Here is a 14,021-nt window from a genome sequence, read left to right on the forward strand (position 1 = left end):
GCTATCCTCCGGCCGGTGTCGGCATACCCACGGGCGCCACGGCGTCGGGGCGGCGGAGGTAGAGCGGCTCCGGGGGAAGCAGGGCGCTCTCGGCGTCGGGGTGGACGCCGGTGCGCAGCCGGACAGCAAGGTCAGCGAGCTCGCCGGGATCGACGTCGCGGGGGCCCTCGGCAAGCAGGTGGGGCAGAGCGTCGGGATAGAGCAGTGCGCCGCGGCCGACGACCGGCAGCTCGCGGAGCTCGTCCGGTAGGTCGATGGCCCGGGCCACCCCAGGACCGTCGAGACGGCTGGCCCGGCCCTGCTCGACGCGGTAGCGGGCCCAGTAGACCTCCTTGCGGCGGGCGTCGGTCGCGACGAGCAGCTCGCCCTCGTGCTGGTCCCGGACGGCGTGCGCCAGGGCGTCGAGGGAGCAGATGCCCTGCGGCGCGGGGAGACCCAGAGCGTGCGCCAGGACCTGGGCGGTCACCACGCCCACGCGCAGACCCGTGAAGGGGCCAGGCCCGACGCCGCAGACGACGGCCGTGAGCTGGTCGCGCCCGACCTCGGCCTGGCGTAGCACCTCCTCTATCGCGGGGGTGAGCAGCTCGGCGTGCTTGCGGGCGTCCTCGCGCACGACGCGGGCGCGCACGGCCTGACCGTCGTGGACGGCGGCACCGATGGCGTGGGTAGCGGTGTCGATGGCAAGCAGCACCCGCACAGGCTAACGCCGGGTCCTGTGGAGACCCTCAGCCGCGCAGCTCCGCCGCCTGGCGGTGGCTGATGACCCCGCGCCTCTCCAGTTGTCGGATGAGGGCGAGAACCACCTGCGGGTCGTAGTCGTGCGGCGTGTTGCGCACGAGCCGGTCCAGCGCCTGCACCGGTTCCACAGCACCGGTCAACGGGGTGCGGTGGCCGGTCAGGTCGTCGTAGGCAGAGACCACGCGAATGACCCGAGGTGGGAGCGCGACGTCACCCCGCTCCATGGCGCGGTGGTGCGGGACGCCGGCGTCCGCGACCCAGGCCGACAAGGAGGAGAGCTGGGCCGTCCTCGCCAGGATCGCCGCACCGGCCGCCGCGACCCCCCGCTGGTCCCGCCGCGAGATCTCGATCGTCGCGCCGCCGGGGATCCGGGACGTCAGGGCGACCTGCCCCAGGTCGTGCAACAGCGCCGCCGCCTCCACGTCCCGAAGGTCCTGCTCGTCGACACCCACGTCGCGGGCCACGGGCACGGCCAGAGCCGCCACCCGCTCCCCGTGACCGGGTGCGGTCAGCCCCGCCTGGTCGGTGAGCCGAGCCAGCGCTCCGACGGTCTGCACCTGCGCCGCCTTGATCTCTCGCTGCCGTCCGACCGCCAGCTGGAGAACGACCAGAGGGACGAGGAACAGGACCAGTGTCGCCTCCTCGAGGACAGGCAGTGCCTTCGCCATCACAGCGGCCGTCGTGGCCGTGACCAGGATGAGCGGCCCGTGCCGGGCGACATCTTCGGCCAGCTGCTGGCGCAGGGCTGTGCGGGTCTGCACAGCACGCCTGACCGAGGCAAGGAGGAAGGGCAGCAGCATGGCCTCGATCGCCACGAGCAGCATGAACAGGGCCACGATGCGCGGACGGCCCTCCCCCTCGGCAGCTGCATCCACGAGGGTGATTCCTCCGGTGCTGGGTACTCGCGCCAGCACCCCGGCAAGGAGGGTCGAGGCGAGCAGCATCGCCAGATAGGTCAGGTCGGGTGGCTGCCTGCGCGCCACGGCGACCACCAGCACTGCGACCACGACCAGCAGCAGCGGACCGGTCAGTCCGATCAGTGCGTTGGGGGCATCTTCCGTGACGGGCCATGCGGTGGCCAGGACCAGGGCCACGGCGGTGGCCTGGGTGAGGGGCGAGTCACGCAGGGTGTCCGACGGGGAGATCCGCCAAGCCTCGCCCACCACCATCACCAGCAGGCCGACGAGCGCGAGCGTCACGGTGAGCGTCACAGCAGTCGCCCGACGCTCTCCGGCTGCCACTGCGCGAAAGCGTCACTGATCCGTGGGTGGTCGTGGTCGGGAAGGGCACGCACGGGCGCATCTGGTGCCGGCACCGGCCGTTCCGGCACCGGCAGCCCCCGTGGACGGCTCGCCAGGGTGCGCAAGGCCTCCACCACGGCCGGGTCCAGCTGCGTCCCTGCGCGACCCTCCAGCTCCAGGAGCGCCTCCTCGGCCGTGAGGCGCTCGTTCTTCGGCGCGACGGTCAGTGCGTCGTAGGCGTCGGCGACGGCGATGATGCGGGCGGCCTCAGGAATGTCCTCCCCCGCCAACCCTGCCGGATATCCGCGCCCGTCCCACCGTTCGTGGTGGTGGGCGATGGCGGGCGTCGCGTCGGCGAGGAAGTCCAGGCCGCGCAGGACCTCGACACCGGCCTCGGCATGGGTGCTGAGCGAGGTGAGGTAGGCAGCCTCGTCCAGGTCTTCCGGGTCCCGGGACGGGCGGGCAGCGACCAGGCCGATGTCATGCAGCAACGCGGCATACCGGAGCGACTCGGCGGCCTTGCCGTGGATGCCGATCACCCCGCCCAGCGCCTCCGCGAGCGCCGCGACCCTGGCGCTGTGACCCGCCGTGGAGGCATCGGACTGCTCGAGCGCCGCCACGAAGGTCGTGACCGTCTCCTGATGCTCGCGCCGCGCCTGTGCCTCCCGCCCGATGGCCCAGTGCGCGATGAAGAGCGGTCCCAGGACGAAGGCAGCAGCGACTGCGCCCAGTCCCGCCGGCCCCCAGAGGACGACGAAGAGGAAGGCGATCGTGACGTGCGAGACGTAGGCCCATCCCACTCCGCGCAGCACGCGGATCGCAAAGTCGAGCACCCGGGTGCCGCGCATCACGGCGGACATGGCCGCCACTGCGAGCGCATTGGTCAACGTCATGACCCCGTAGGCGAGGAGCAGCGGGAGTCCAACCTGGCCCAGGAGGGCCAGCCCCTCCAGATCGTCGCGGGTACCGGGTTGCCCCCCCAACGCGACATAGCTCCACCCACCCAACCCCCCGATGGTGCCCGCCATCACCGCGTTGAAGCTCCACTTCCGCCAGTGCCACTGCCGGAAGTCGAGCAGCTGGGCGGTGAGGCCGACGATGACCGCCCCATGAGGGCCCGCCAAGGGGATCGTGGCGGCGAGCACCACCATGACCACGGACACCCCGATGTGTGGCCCCAGCGCCCGTTCGCGGACCAGCACCCCCACATAGGCCAGCAGCACCAGCAGGATCATCACCCGCGTGTCGAGTGGTCCGCGCTCCCCCACCCATATCCATCCTGCCCAGGCCGCCACCCCCGCAACGGCACCCAGACAGGTGATCAGGGTCAGGACAGGCAGAGCAGAAGGGCGCGGACCGATCCGGCCCGCGCCCCCGCGTTCTACCTGGGTGCTCACTCCTCCCAGGTAATGATCTCGATAACGCTGAACAGGGTGTCGAGGACACCGGTGGAGAAGAGGTCGGCAAGCAGCTGGAACACGATGGATCCTCTCGTTCGTGTTGCTCCACAGGGACGGAGCCGTGCCGACAGCCCGTCCGTCGGTCACGTGGGGCTAAGACTCTCATAAGTGTCAGTCGTTGGCATCTTCGCGAGGGTCCCGTGGAGAAGTCTTTACTGATTTTGTGTCTCAGGTCACACGGGGGCCGGATGTGTGACAATGGAGAGGTTGTCCACACCCCGAGGAGGGACCATGAGCAAGCGTGGCCGCAAGCGTCGTGCACGCAAGAAGAGCTCTGCCAACCACGGTCGTCGCCCCAACGCCTGACCGACCGGCGCAGCAGAACGGCTCAGGGCCGACCGCATCCGGTCGGCCCTGAGCCGTTCGTGTTCGTGCTGTCCGGCCATGGACGCCGGCGCAGCGGGGGCGCTCCTCAGCCGTCGGTGCGACGCACGACGGTGACGCCGGTGATCCGGGTGAGGATCTGGGCGCGCAGCTCCGCGGGGGCGGACTGCCTGGCGCAGGCCCGCCGCACCAGGGCCTTGAGCAGCAGGTCCATCTGGTACTCCGCCAGGCAGGCGCTGCACTCGTCGAGGTGGGCCTGGATGCGGTCACGGTCCAGCGGCTCGGTCTCGTCGTCGACGAACTCGAACAGGCGCAGGACCACGTCGGCGCAGTGGGTGCCCGCTGCGTTGTGCTCAGGATGGGTGCTCATGACTGCACCGCCTCGGCCTTGACGAAGCCGCGCTCGACGGCATAGTCCGTGAGCAGCTCGCGCAGCTGCTTGCGACCCCGGTGCAGGCGCGACATGACCGTCCCGATCGGCGTCTCCATGATCTCGGCGATCTCCTTGTAGGAGAAGCCCTCGACGTCCGCCAGGTAGACGGCCAGCCGGAAGTCCTCACCGATGGAGGCCAGGGCCCGGGTCACGTCGCTGTCCGGCAGGTGGTCCAGCGCCTCGGTCTCCGCCGAGCGCAGGCCCCGGGAACTGTGCGACGCCGCGCGGGCCAGCTGGTAGTCCTCGATCTCCGCCGCGTCCGACTGCAGCGGCTGGCGCTGCTTCTTGCGGTAGGTGTTGATGTAGGTGTTGGTCAGGATGCGGTACATCCAGGCCTTGAGGTTGGTGCCGGGACGGTACTGGTGGAAGGCGGCGAACGCCTTGGCGTAGGTCTCCTGGACGAGGTCCTCGGCGTCGGTGGGGTTGCGCGTCGTGCGCAGGGCTGCGCTGTACATCTGGTCCAGCAGGGGCATGGCCTCCCGCTCGAACCGGGCTGCGCGGTCCTCGGGGGTCTCGGTCGCGACGTCGACCATGGCGTCCGCCTCTGCCTGAGCCTGGGCGTCCAGCTCCTCGAGCGTCGGGTCTTCGCTAGTCATCGTCGTCCAGCCTAGCCCGTGATGCTCGGCGACGGCGCTGGCGCCGGCACGCTCGCCGGGGGTCACAGAGGTGATGAGCACTCAGCCTCCTCTAGAGGGGATCGGACATACGGGCCAACGCACCGCTCACGGCACGGCATTCCCGACCGGTGTTCCGGCGGCTGTCCCCACACCGGCATTCCCCACCTGCCCTTCCCACCCGGCGTGTCCCGACGACCCGTCTGCGCTGCCCCACGGGCCGGTGCGACGATGAGGGCGTGAGTGACCGCACCCGAACCGTCCCCCTGCGCCCGCTGACCCAGCCGGTCAGGCTGCAGAACGTCCTCTACGAGATCCGGGGGCCGGTGGCTGCCCGGGCCGCGCAGCTGGAGGCGGAGGGCCACCGCATCCTCAAGCTCAACATCGGCAACCCGGCACCCTTCGGCTTCGAGGCTCCGGACACGATCCTGCAGGACATGATCGCCGCGCTGCCCACCGCCCAGGGCTACTCGGAGTCCAGGGGGATCCTGTCGGCACGGCGCGCCGTGGTCTCCCGCTACCAGGAGGTGCCGGGCTTCCCCGAGCTGGACGTGGACTCCGTCTACCTCGGCAACGGCGTCTCCGAGCTGATCATGATGACCCTTCAGGCGCTGCTCGACCCGGGCGACGAGGTGCTGGTGCCGGCCCCGGACTACCCCCTGTGGACGGCCGCGACCAGCCTGAGCGGCGGGACGCCCGTGCACTACCTGTGCGACGAGACCGACGGGTGGAACCCCTCGGTCGAGGACATCCGCAGCAAGATCACGCCGCGCACGAAGGCCATGGTGGTGATCAACCCGAACAACCCGACGGGCGCGGTGTACTCACGGGAGGTGCTGCAGCAGCTGGTCGAGCTCGCCCGCGAGCACTCCCTACTGCTCATGGCCGACGAGATCTACGACCGGATCCTCTACGACGACGCGCAGCACCACTCGCTCGCCGCCCTGGCCCCCGACCTGCTGTGCCTGACCTTCAACGGCCTGTCCAAGACCTACCGCGTGGCCGGCTACCGCGCGGGCTGGGTCGCGATCACCGGCCCCCGAGCCCACGCCCGGGGTTTCCTCGAGGGCGTCGAGCTGCTGGCCTCCACCCGCCTGTGCCCCAACGTGCCGGCCCAGCACGCGATCCAGGTCGCGGTCTCGGGCCATCAGAGCATCGAGGCGCTGCTGGCTCCGGGCGGGCGCCTCCTCGAGCAGCGTGACACCGCCTGGTCCATGCTGAACGCCATCGAGGGGGTCAGCTGCGTCAAGCCGCAGGGCGCCCTCTACGCCTTCCCGCGCCTCGACCCCGAGGTGCACCAGATCCATGACGACGTCCGGCTCTGCCTGGACCTGCTCGAGCAGGAGAAGATGCTCGTCGTGCACGGCACGGGCTTCAACTGGCCGACCCCGGACCACCTGCGGCTGGTGATCCTGCCCTGGGCCGCCGACCTGCGTGCGGCCCTGGAGCGCCTGGGCAACTTCCTCTCCTCCTACCGGCAGTGAGCTGCTGATGTGTGGCCGGTATGCCGCCAGCGCCCACCCGGACGAGCTGGTCGAGGCCTACGAGGTCGAGGTGGACGCGACCGACGAGCGGTCCCGCAGCGTGCTCAAGAGCCCACAGGACCCGCCCGCCGGGGGGCCGGACTACAACATGGCCCCGAGCAAGCAGGCTCCCGTCGTGCTCACCCGCGCCCCGCGGGGCGAGGCGGACGGCATACCCGTCCGTCAGCTGCGGCTGCTCACCTGGGGCCTCGTCCCGTCCTGGGCCAAGGACCCGTCGGTGGGCGCCCGGATGACCAACGCGCGGGTCGAGACCGTGCTGGAGAAGCCGGCTTTCGCCAGGGCGGCCGCCGCGCGACGCTGCCTGGTGCCGATCTCCGGCTGGTACGAGTGGCAGGCCAGCCCCGTGGCGACCACCCGAGCCGGCAAGCCGCGCAAGCAGCCGTTCTACATCACCCGCAGCGACGGGGCACCACTGGCGCTGGCAGGGCTCTACGAGTTCTGGAAGGACCCGGCGGCACCGCCGCAGGACCCGCTGTCCTGGATCGTCTCCTACACCGTCCTCACCCGCGCGGCCGAGCCGGGGCTGGACCGCATCCACGACCGTCAGCCGCTCGCGCTGGAGCCGGACACGTGGGCGGACTGGCTGGATCCCGGGCTGACCTCCCCCGGCCAGGTGCAGGACCTGCTCGGGGCGGCGACCGACCACGGGCCGGGCCGGTTCGAGGCGTGGCCCATCGGGCAGGCCGTCGGGAGCACCCGCAACAACGGCCCGCAGCTGCTGGAGCCCGTCCCGACCGAGGAGCTGGTGGGGGTCGTGGACCCGATGACCGGCGAGGTGATCGGGGGATGACGGCGTCGGGAGAGCGGCGCCCGACGTCCGACGGCGGCAAGGCTCGGGCCGACGTGGGCGCGACCAGGGCCGAGGTGGACAGCCAGCCCGTCCCCACCAGCCAGGGACCGGCCGCGATCCGGGTCTTCCCGGCAGACCGCGGACGCGAGCGGGGCACCGTGCTGGTCGGCCACGGTGCCGGGGGTCAGCGTGACGCCGCCGACGTCCTGGCCCTGCTGGACCTGACCGCCGACGGGTGGACCGTGGTGCTGCTCGACCAGCCCTGGCGGGTCGCTGGCCGCAGGGTGGCGACCGCCCCACCGACCCTGGACCTGGCCTGGTCGGAGGTGCTCGAGGCGCTCGCCCAGGGCGGGCGGGCCCCGGACGGCATACCCCTGCCCAGGCCGTGGGTGCATGCCGGACGCAGCGCAGGTGCGCGCGTCGCCTGCCGCATCAGCGTGGACGGGCCGCCCCCGCCCCCAGGTGCGGTGGTCGCGCTGGCCTTCCCCCTGCACCCGCCCGGCAAGCCCGAGCGCAGCCGGGCCGCGGAGCTGGCTGCCCCCCTGGCTGCCGGCATCCCCACGCTGGTCGTCCAGGGCGGCCGCGACCCGATGGGGACTCCGCACCAGATCCGGCAGGCCCTCGGCGACCCGTTGCCCGAGACGCTGACCCTCCGCGAGGTTCCGGGCAACCACTCCCCCACCCGGGACGTGGCCGCCTTGCTTGACCACGTCCGCACCTTCCTGGACCGGCACCTGCCCCGCGACGCAGGCGTGGTGGGCGGCCCACCCCGGACCGCGTCCGGCGACCGCCCCGCGGAGGGCCCCGTTGCTAGCGTGGGCCGCACCCCCAGCCGCACAGGAGCCCCGACGTCATGATCGCCCCGACGCCCGCCGTCACACCCCCGCTCTGGACGGCGCCCTGCGCGGACGGTCCCGTCGACGGACAGGTGCGGGTCCCCGGCAGCAAGTCCCTGACCAACCGTTGGCTGGTCCTCGCGGCGCTCGCCGACGGCCCGTGCACCCTGCACCACCCGCTGCGCTCGAGCGACACCGAGCACATGGTGGGGGCGCTGCGTGCGCTCGGGGTCGGGATCGACACCACCACGGAGGACCGCTGGGTGGTGCAGCCACCCCGGGGGAGCTTCACCTCCGGCATCGAGGTCGACTGCGGCCAGGCCGGCACGGTGATGCGGTTCGTGCCCCCGCTCGCGGCGCTGGCGAACGGTCCCGTCCGTTTCGTCGGTCACCACTCCGCCCTCACCCGACCGGTGGGGCCGGTGCTGGACGGGCTACGTGCCCTGGACGTGGAGGTCGACGACGAGGGGCGCGGCACCCTGCCGTTCACCGTGCGCGGCCGAGGCCGCCCGGCCCACCCTGGACAGGCTGGTGCCGCCCAGGATCCCGCGAGGGCGGACGGGACCACGCCCCCGCGGGTGCGCATCGACGCCTCGGCCAGCTCGCAGTTCGTCTCCGCCCTGCTCCTGGCCGGCAGCGCGCACCCCGCGGGGCTGCACCTGGAGCACACCGGCGCCGTGCTGCCCAGCCTGCCGCACGTGCAGATGACCCTGGAGGTGCTCGCCCGGGTGGGGGTGGTCGTCGACCGACCCACGCCCACCAGCTGGCAGGTGCACCCCGGCCCGGTCCGGGCCTTCGAGGTCGAGGTGGAGCCCGACCTGTCCTCCGCTGCCCCGTTCCTCGCCTTGGCGGCGGTCACGGGGGGTCGGATGCGCGTCCTGGGCTGGCCCCCGGCGACCAGCCAGCCCGGTGAGCGGATGCGCGAGGTGCTCGAGGCCATGGGCGCCCGCACCGAGCTCTCCGACGGCACGCTCACCGCCCAAGGGGCACCGGGCGGGCAACTGCGCGGCGTCGACCTCGATCTGGGCGAGGTTGGTGAGCTGACCCCGGTCGTCGCGGCGCTCGCCACCGTGGCGCAGGAGCCGAGCACGATCCGGGGAGTGGGTCACCTGCGCGGTCACGAGACGGACCGGCTGGCCGCCTTGGCCACCGAGATCTCCCGCCTCGGGGCGCGGGCCCGGGAGACGCCGGACGGGCTGGAGATCGAGCCCGCGCCGTTGCACCCGGCACAGCTGCAGACCTACCACGACCACCGGATGGCGATGTTCGCCGCTGTCGTCGGGGCGGCCGTGCCCGGGGTCCTGGTGGAGGACGTCGCCACCGCTGCCAAGACCTACCCGGGGTTCGATCGGGTATGGAGCGCCGCCGTCGCGAGCGCGGCGGGTCCCGGCTCGACGGGTCCTCGCCCGGCTGGCCCGGGCCCCACCGGTTCGGCCGGTACCGAGCCGCGGCACGAGGGGGAGCGGTGAGCGGACGGTACGACCACCTCGACGAGTCGTCGGTGCGCACGCGTCCCTCCCGCAAGGGCACCCGGCCCCGGACCAAGGACCGGCCCGCGCACGAGGACGCGGTGGTCGGGGTGGTCGTCGGGGTGGACCGCGGCCGCTACACCACCAGGCTCGAGGACCGCACGGTCGTGACGATGCGTGCCCGGGAGCTGGGCCGGTCACGCATCGTCGTGGGCGACCGCGTGGCGATGGTCGGCGACACCTCGGGTGAGCCGGACGCCCTCGCCCGGATCGTGCGCGTCGAGGAGCGGGAGACCGTGCTGCGCCGCAGTGCCGACGACTCCGACACGGTGGAGCGGGTGATCGTGGCCAACGCCGACCAGCTGGTCGTCGTCACTGCGCTGGCCGACCCGGAGCCCCGGGAGCGGATGGTCGACCGGTGCCTGGTGGCCGCCTACGACGCCGGGCTGGACCCGCTCCTGGTGCTGACCAAGGCCGACCTCGCCGACCCGGAGACCTTCCTGCGGCACTACCGGGCGCTCGACGTGCCGTGGGTGGTCACCCGTGGTGGCCCGGACGGGCAGCTCGAGGCAGCCTCGGTCGAGACCGTGCGCGAGCGGCTGACGGGCCGGACCAGCGTGCTGGTCGGCCACTCGGGCGTGGGCAAGTCCACGCTCGTCAACGCGCTGGTGCCGGACGCTCACCGGGCCACCGGGGTGGTCAACGCCGTGACCGGGCGCGGACGGCATACCTCGACCTCGGCGGTGGCGCTGGAGCTGCCGGGGGGCGGCTGGGTGGTCGATACCCCTGGTGTCCGCTCCTTCGGGCTGGGGCACGTCGATCCGGCCAGCTTCGTCGAGCACTTCGACGACCTGGCCCCCGGCACCGCCGGGTGCCCGCGCGGCTGCAGCCACGACGAGCCCGAGTGCGCCCTGGACGCGTGGGTGGCAGAGGGGCACGCGGGGGCGTCCGGACCGGCACGGCTGGAGTCGCTGCGTCGCCTGCTGCGCAGCCGCACCGGTGAGGATCGCGGCTGAGCCGGGAGGGCCGGGCTACCGTGTGCGGGTGACCGGCTACCACGACGACCTCCGACTCGCCCACGTCCTCGCGGACGCGATCGAACGCACCGCGCTCGACCTCTTCGGCTCCCCCGACCTCGACGGGCAGGCTGGACCAGAGGCCAGCCTCGAGGGCAGCGTCGTCACCTCGGCCACGACCCGGCTGGAGGAGCTGGTCCGGCACCAGCTGCAGCGCACGCGCCCGCGGGACCGGGTCGAGGGCCGGTGGCTGCCGCCCACCGGGCAGGCCGACCGGTGCTGGACCATCGACGTCGTGGACGGCCTGGCCAACTATGTGCGGGGACTGCCCGTCTGGGCCACCCTCATCTCGCTGGTGGTCGAGGACCAGCCCGTCCTGGGGCTCGTCGCAGCACCCTCCCTGGCCCGCCGCTGGTGGGCGGGGTCCGGCACCGGCGCCTGGACGGGCCGCACCCTCTCACGCGCGCGGCAGGTGCAGGTCTCGGACTCCTCCGTGCTGGCGCACGCCTCGGTCTCCGCAGACGACGTCCATGACTGGACGGCGGGACCGCACGGGGCCGGCTTCGGCCATCTGGCGGAACGGGCCTGGCGGACCCGGGCCTACGGCGACTTCTGGAGCCACGCCCTGGTGGCCGAGGGTGCCATCGACCTCGGGCTCAGTGCCCGGGCCGACCTGCTCCAGCTCGCCGCGCTGCTGCCGCTGGTGCAGGAGGCCGGGGGCCGCATCAGCGACCCCTTCGGCGCGCCGGTCGAGCTCCCGCAGCTCGGCGGCGGGCTTCCGGTCGTGAGCAGCAACGGTCACCTCCACGAGGAGGTCATCCAGCTGCTCGGCGCACTCCCCGACGCCGCCGGCTGAGTCCTCAGACCGGGTCGTCGCCGGGGCCGGAAGCCGTGCGCACCGGACCCAGGCCCAGGTCGGCCGCGCCACCGACCTCGTCGGGGTCACCGACGGCCACGACGGTCCAGCCCGGACCGAGGCGCACCTCGTCCCACGCCGCCCCGGCCTGCTCCGCCGTCAGACCGCGCAGCTGCTCCATGGTGCGGGTGACGGTGTCGGTCGGCAGCTCGTCGGAGACCAGGGACACCAGCTCGTCCGCGACGGCGTCCGCGGTGAGGTAGCGGCCCGGGGCGGTCATCGCGACGAAGTTGGCGGCCTGCTCGACCTCCGCCTGCTCCAGCTCTGCCCCGGGGGTCTGCAGGATCTGCAGCAGCTCCGTCAGCGCAGCCACCGTCGCGTCCGCCCGGACCGCTCCCCCGACCACCGTCAGGCCTCCTGCCGCCCGTGGCCGGAAACCGGCGCGGACGCCGTAGGTGTAGCCCTTCTCCTCCCGCAGGACCCGGTCGATGCGGGCGTGGGGCGAGCCGCCGAGGAGCAGGCCCAGCGCCTGATAGGTGCCCCAGCCGTGGGGAGTTCGCCGGTCGGGCCCCGGCCGGCCCAGGTAGAGCTCGGTCTGGGCCAGGCCCGGACGCGGCACGATGACGAGCCCGGCCGCGTCGTCGGCCCGCCGCGCCGGTCCCGGCGGACCGGGCGGCACGTCGGCCCCGGACCATCCGCCGAGGGTCCGGGCGATCGACCTCTCCGGATCGGGGAGCACGGACAGGTCGCCGGCCAGGATGACCCAGCCACCCTGCGCCGAGAGGGTGGTATGCCGTTCCTGGAGGTGCTCGGGGGTCAGTGCCCGCACCGAGGCCCGGGTGCCGCCGAGCGGGCGGTGCGGGCGGTCGCGCTCGACGTAGTAGGCGGCCATGAACTCCCTCGCCGCCCTGGTACCCGGGTCGGCGAGCTCATGGTCGATGTCGGCGAGGCGGTGGCGCGCCAGGCGGGCCACCTGCGGCTGGGGGAAGGTCGGCTCCGTCAGGACCTCGGTGAGGAGCTCGAGCGCCACGTCCAGGTGGCGGGCGGTCACCTCCAGGCCCAGGTGGACCCCGCGCTCGCCGGCACCGGTCCCCCAGGCGATCCCGTGCCGCTCCATGAGGTCCGCGAGCTCCTCGTCGGTATGGGACCGGGTGCCCTCGTCGAGCGCGCGCGCCATGAGCAGGGTCGAGCCCTCGGTCCCACGAGCCTCGTGCGAGACGGGTGCCCTCAACGCCACCCGCAGGGAGAGGACGTGCTGGCCGGGCAGGTCCACCAGGAGCAGGCGCAGCCCGCCCGGCAGGGCCACCTCGTGCGGCTGCGGGAACGACCATGCTCCCGGGGGCGCCACGGCCGGGCGGTCGAGGACCCGCGGCGGCGCGGCGGGGGACGGTGCGGTGCGCCTCATACCGGCTCCTTCCGGTAGAGGAGGGTGGCGGCCGTCTGTGGCACCAACCACCGGGCGGCCGCCTGACGCACCCGCTCGGCCGGGACCGACTGCACCTGGTCGAGATGGGTGTTGACGTGCGCGGGGTCCCCGAAGATCAGCGCGGCCCGGCTGATCAGCTCGGCACGCTCGTCATGGGTGGCCAGCGCCTCGAGCCAGGACCGTTCCGTATCCGCCCGGGAGGCCTCGAGCTCCGCCGGGGTGGGCCCCTGTCGGGCGAAGCTGGTCAGCTCCTCGGCCACCGCCTGCTCGACCGCCTGCGGGTCGACGCCCTCGGTCACGTCCACCACGAGCAGCCCCAGGGAGGTGCCGTCCCGCAGGCCCAGGGCCGAGGCGGAACACCCGCTCGAGGTCTCCTCGCCGCGCAGCAGCCGCCGGTGCAGCCGCGAGACCGACAACGAGGCGAGCGCGTCGAGGGCCAGCGCACAGGCCAGGAAGTCCGGGTGCGTCACGGCGGGCAGCCGGAAGCCGAGGTAGATCCGCTCGGAGGGGACCTCCTCGGTCAGCTCCAGCCGCAACGGCTTCGGCAACGGGCCCAGGGGGGCTCTGAGCGTCGGCCGGGGCTCGGTGCCGTCGACCAGGTGACCCAGGTACCGCTCGGCGAGGCGGAAGCCGTCCTCGGGGGCCAGGTCGCCGACCATCGTGAGCACGCTCGTCCCCGGGCCGTAGTGGGCGCGGTAGAAGTCGTGCACGTCCTCCAGGGTCGCGGCCTGCAGGTCGGCCATCGAGCCGATCGGGGTGTGGTGGTAGGGGTGCCCCTCGGGGAAGACCAGCGCGCACAGGTGCGCCAGGGCCTGGCCGTACGGCACGGTGTCGTAGCGCTGGCGCTTCTCCTCCACGACCACGTCGCGCTGGACGTCCAGGTTGGTCTGGGTCACCGCGGGCAGCAGGTGACCGTGCCGGTCGCCCTCCAGCCACAGGGCCAGCTCGAGGGCTCCGGTCGGGACCGACTGGACGTAGGCGGTGCGGTCGAAGCTGGTGGTCGCGTTGGCCCGGCCGCCGTGCGACATGAGCAGCGACATGTGCTCGCCCTCCTCCACCAGCTCGCTGCCCTCGAACATGAGGTGCTCGAACAGATGGGCCAGCCCGGTCCGGCCCGGCTGCTCGTGCCTGGACCCGACGTCGACCCACAGGCTCATCGAGACGTTCGGGACCGAGTGGTCCTCGCTCACGACCACGCGGAGGCCGTTGTCCAGGGTCGTCTGGGCGATGGGGAACTGCAGGGACATAGGCACCCCACCCTAGTTCGGCGACGC

At 73.1% G+C, this 14,021-nt stretch carries 14 protein-coding genes; 7 read left to right on the forward strand and 7 right to left on the reverse strand.

Translation table 11 applies throughout. From position 1 onward, the window contains the following. Position 1: 1 nt before the first annotated feature. Genes tsaB through ESZ52_RS19505 form a run of 3 tightly spaced genes read right to left on the reverse strand, consistent with a single transcriptional unit; the run spans position 2 to position 3,247 of the window. A complete protein-coding gene (tsaB, locus tag ESZ52_RS13520) occupies positions 2-691 on the reverse strand; it encodes a tRNA (adenosine(37)-N6)-threonylcarbamoyltransferase complex dimerization subunit type 1 TsaB (RefSeq protein ID WP_202865346.1) in 690 nt (229 codons plus the stop codon). A gap of 34 nt (positions 692-725) precedes the next feature. Then, complete coding sequence (locus tag ESZ52_RS13525; RefSeq protein WP_131105390.1) at positions 726-1,949, reverse strand: HD-GYP domain-containing protein; 1,224 nt, start codon at positions 1,947-1,949, stop codon at positions 726-728. Next, positions 1,946-3,247, reverse strand: a complete 1,302-nt coding sequence (locus ESZ52_RS19505; protein ID WP_131105391.1) for an HD-GYP domain-containing protein — start codon at positions 3,245-3,247, stop codon at positions 1,946-1,948. Before ESZ52_RS19505 ends, ESZ52_RS13525 begins: the two co-directional genes overlap by 4 nt. Before the next feature lie 423 nt (positions 3,248-3,670). Between ESZ52_RS19505 and ESZ52_RS20130 the strand changes: the two genes are divergently transcribed. Further along, the gene (locus ESZ52_RS20130; RefSeq protein ID WP_425600054.1) at positions 3,671-3,745 is read left to right on the forward strand and encodes a 50S ribosomal protein bL37; all 75 of its coding nucleotides are present in this window, start codon (positions 3,671-3,673) and stop codon (positions 3,743-3,745) included. A gap of 106 nt (positions 3,746-3,851) precedes the next feature. Here the strand turns inward: ESZ52_RS20130 and rsrA are convergent, their stop codons facing one another. Together rsrA and ESZ52_RS13540 are read right to left on the reverse strand one after the other, a co-directional pair. Next, on the reverse strand, positions 3,852-4,133 hold the full coding sequence (gene rsrA, locus ESZ52_RS13535) for a mycothiol system anti-sigma-R factor (RefSeq protein WP_131105392.1): 282 nt from the start codon (positions 4,131-4,133) through the stop codon (positions 3,852-3,854). Next, positions 4,130-4,792, reverse strand: a complete 663-nt coding sequence (locus ESZ52_RS13540; RefSeq protein ID WP_131105393.1) for a sigma-70 family RNA polymerase sigma factor — start codon at positions 4,790-4,792, stop codon at positions 4,130-4,132. Before ESZ52_RS13540 ends, rsrA begins: the two co-directional genes overlap by 4 nt. A 257-nt stretch (positions 4,793-5,049) precedes the next feature. Between ESZ52_RS13540 and ESZ52_RS13545 the strand changes: the two genes are divergently transcribed. The 6 genes from ESZ52_RS13545 to ESZ52_RS13570 are packed head-to-tail and all read left to right on the forward strand — an operon-like array spanning position 5,050 to position 11,321. Then, the gene (locus ESZ52_RS13545) at positions 5,050-6,294 is read left to right on the forward strand and encodes a pyridoxal phosphate-dependent aminotransferase (protein ID WP_131105394.1); all 1,245 of its coding nucleotides are present in this window, start codon (positions 5,050-5,052) and stop codon (positions 6,292-6,294) included. 7 nt (positions 6,295-6,301) lie between these two features. Beyond that, positions 6,302-7,144 (forward strand): SOS response-associated peptidase, encoded by an 843-nt coding sequence (locus ESZ52_RS13550; RefSeq protein ID WP_131105395.1) that lies wholly within the window; start codon positions 6,302-6,304, stop codon positions 7,142-7,144. Then, entirely contained in the window at positions 7,141-8,001 is an 861-nt protein-coding gene (locus ESZ52_RS13555) for an alpha/beta hydrolase family protein (protein WP_131105396.1), read from the forward strand. Before ESZ52_RS13550 ends, ESZ52_RS13555 begins: the two co-directional genes overlap by 4 nt. Continuing rightward, the gene (aroA, locus tag ESZ52_RS13560; RefSeq protein ID WP_131105397.1) at positions 7,998-9,449 is read left to right on the forward strand and encodes a 3-phosphoshikimate 1-carboxyvinyltransferase; all 1,452 of its coding nucleotides are present in this window, start codon (positions 7,998-8,000) and stop codon (positions 9,447-9,449) included. Before ESZ52_RS13555 ends, aroA begins: the two co-directional genes overlap by 4 nt. Beyond that, positions 9,446-10,465, forward strand: coding sequence for a ribosome small subunit-dependent GTPase A (rsgA, locus tag ESZ52_RS13565; RefSeq protein ID WP_238154435.1), 1,020 nt, complete (start codon positions 9,446-9,448; stop codon positions 10,463-10,465). Before aroA ends, rsgA begins: the two co-directional genes overlap by 4 nt. 28 nt (positions 10,466-10,493) lie before the next feature. Continuing rightward, the gene (locus ESZ52_RS13570) at positions 10,494-11,321 is read left to right on the forward strand and encodes an inositol monophosphatase family protein (protein ID WP_131105399.1); all 828 of its coding nucleotides are present in this window, start codon (positions 10,494-10,496) and stop codon (positions 11,319-11,321) included. A gap of 4 nt (positions 11,322-11,325) precedes the next feature. On the opposite strand, the gene ESZ52_RS13575 is transcribed toward ESZ52_RS13570, so the two are convergent. Together ESZ52_RS13575 and ESZ52_RS13580 are read right to left on the reverse strand one after the other, a co-directional pair. Next, positions 11,326-12,726, reverse strand: a complete 1,401-nt coding sequence (locus ESZ52_RS13575; RefSeq protein WP_131105400.1) for a M16 family metallopeptidase — start codon at positions 12,724-12,726, stop codon at positions 11,326-11,328. After that, a complete protein-coding gene (locus tag ESZ52_RS13580; protein WP_131105401.1) occupies positions 12,723-13,994 on the reverse strand; it encodes a M16 family metallopeptidase in 1,272 nt (423 codons plus the stop codon). The genes ESZ52_RS13575 and ESZ52_RS13580 overlap by 4 nt, the downstream gene beginning before the upstream one ends. Between the last annotated feature and the right edge of the window lie 27 nt (positions 13,995-14,021).

It is taken from the genome of Ornithinimicrobium sufpigmenti (genome assembly GCF_004322775.1).
Lineage (GTDB): Bacteria > Actinomycetota > Actinomycetes > Actinomycetales > Dermatophilaceae > Ornithinicoccus > Ornithinicoccus sufpigmenti.

Bases quoted from the DNA above. Each gene is read 5' to 3' on its own strand.
- ESZ52_RS13580 (WP_131105401.1), bottom strand. From the start codon at position 13,994: ATGTCCCTGCAGTTCCCCATCGCCCAGACGACCCTGGACAACGGCCTC.
- ESZ52_RS13550 (WP_131105395.1), top strand. From the start codon at position 6,302: ATGTGTGGCCGGTATGCCGCCAGCGCCCACCCGGACGAGCTGGTCGAG.
- rsrA (WP_131105392.1), bottom strand. From the start codon at position 4,133: ATGAGCACCCATCCTGAGCACAACGCAGCGGGCACCCACTGCGCCGAC.
- ESZ52_RS13540 (WP_131105393.1), bottom strand. From the start codon at position 4,792: ATGACTAGCGAAGACCCGACGCTCGAGGAGCTGGACGCCCAGGCTCAG.
- aroA (WP_131105397.1), top strand. From the start codon at position 7,998: ATGATCGCCCCGACGCCCGCCGTCACACCCCCGCTCTGGACGGCGCCC.
- ESZ52_RS13575 (WP_131105400.1), bottom strand. From the start codon at position 12,726: ATGAGGCGCACCGCACCGTCCCCCGCCGCGCCGCCGCGGGTCCTCGAC.
- ESZ52_RS13555 (WP_131105396.1), top strand. From the start codon at position 7,141: ATGACGGCGTCGGGAGAGCGGCGCCCGACGTCCGACGGCGGCAAGGCT.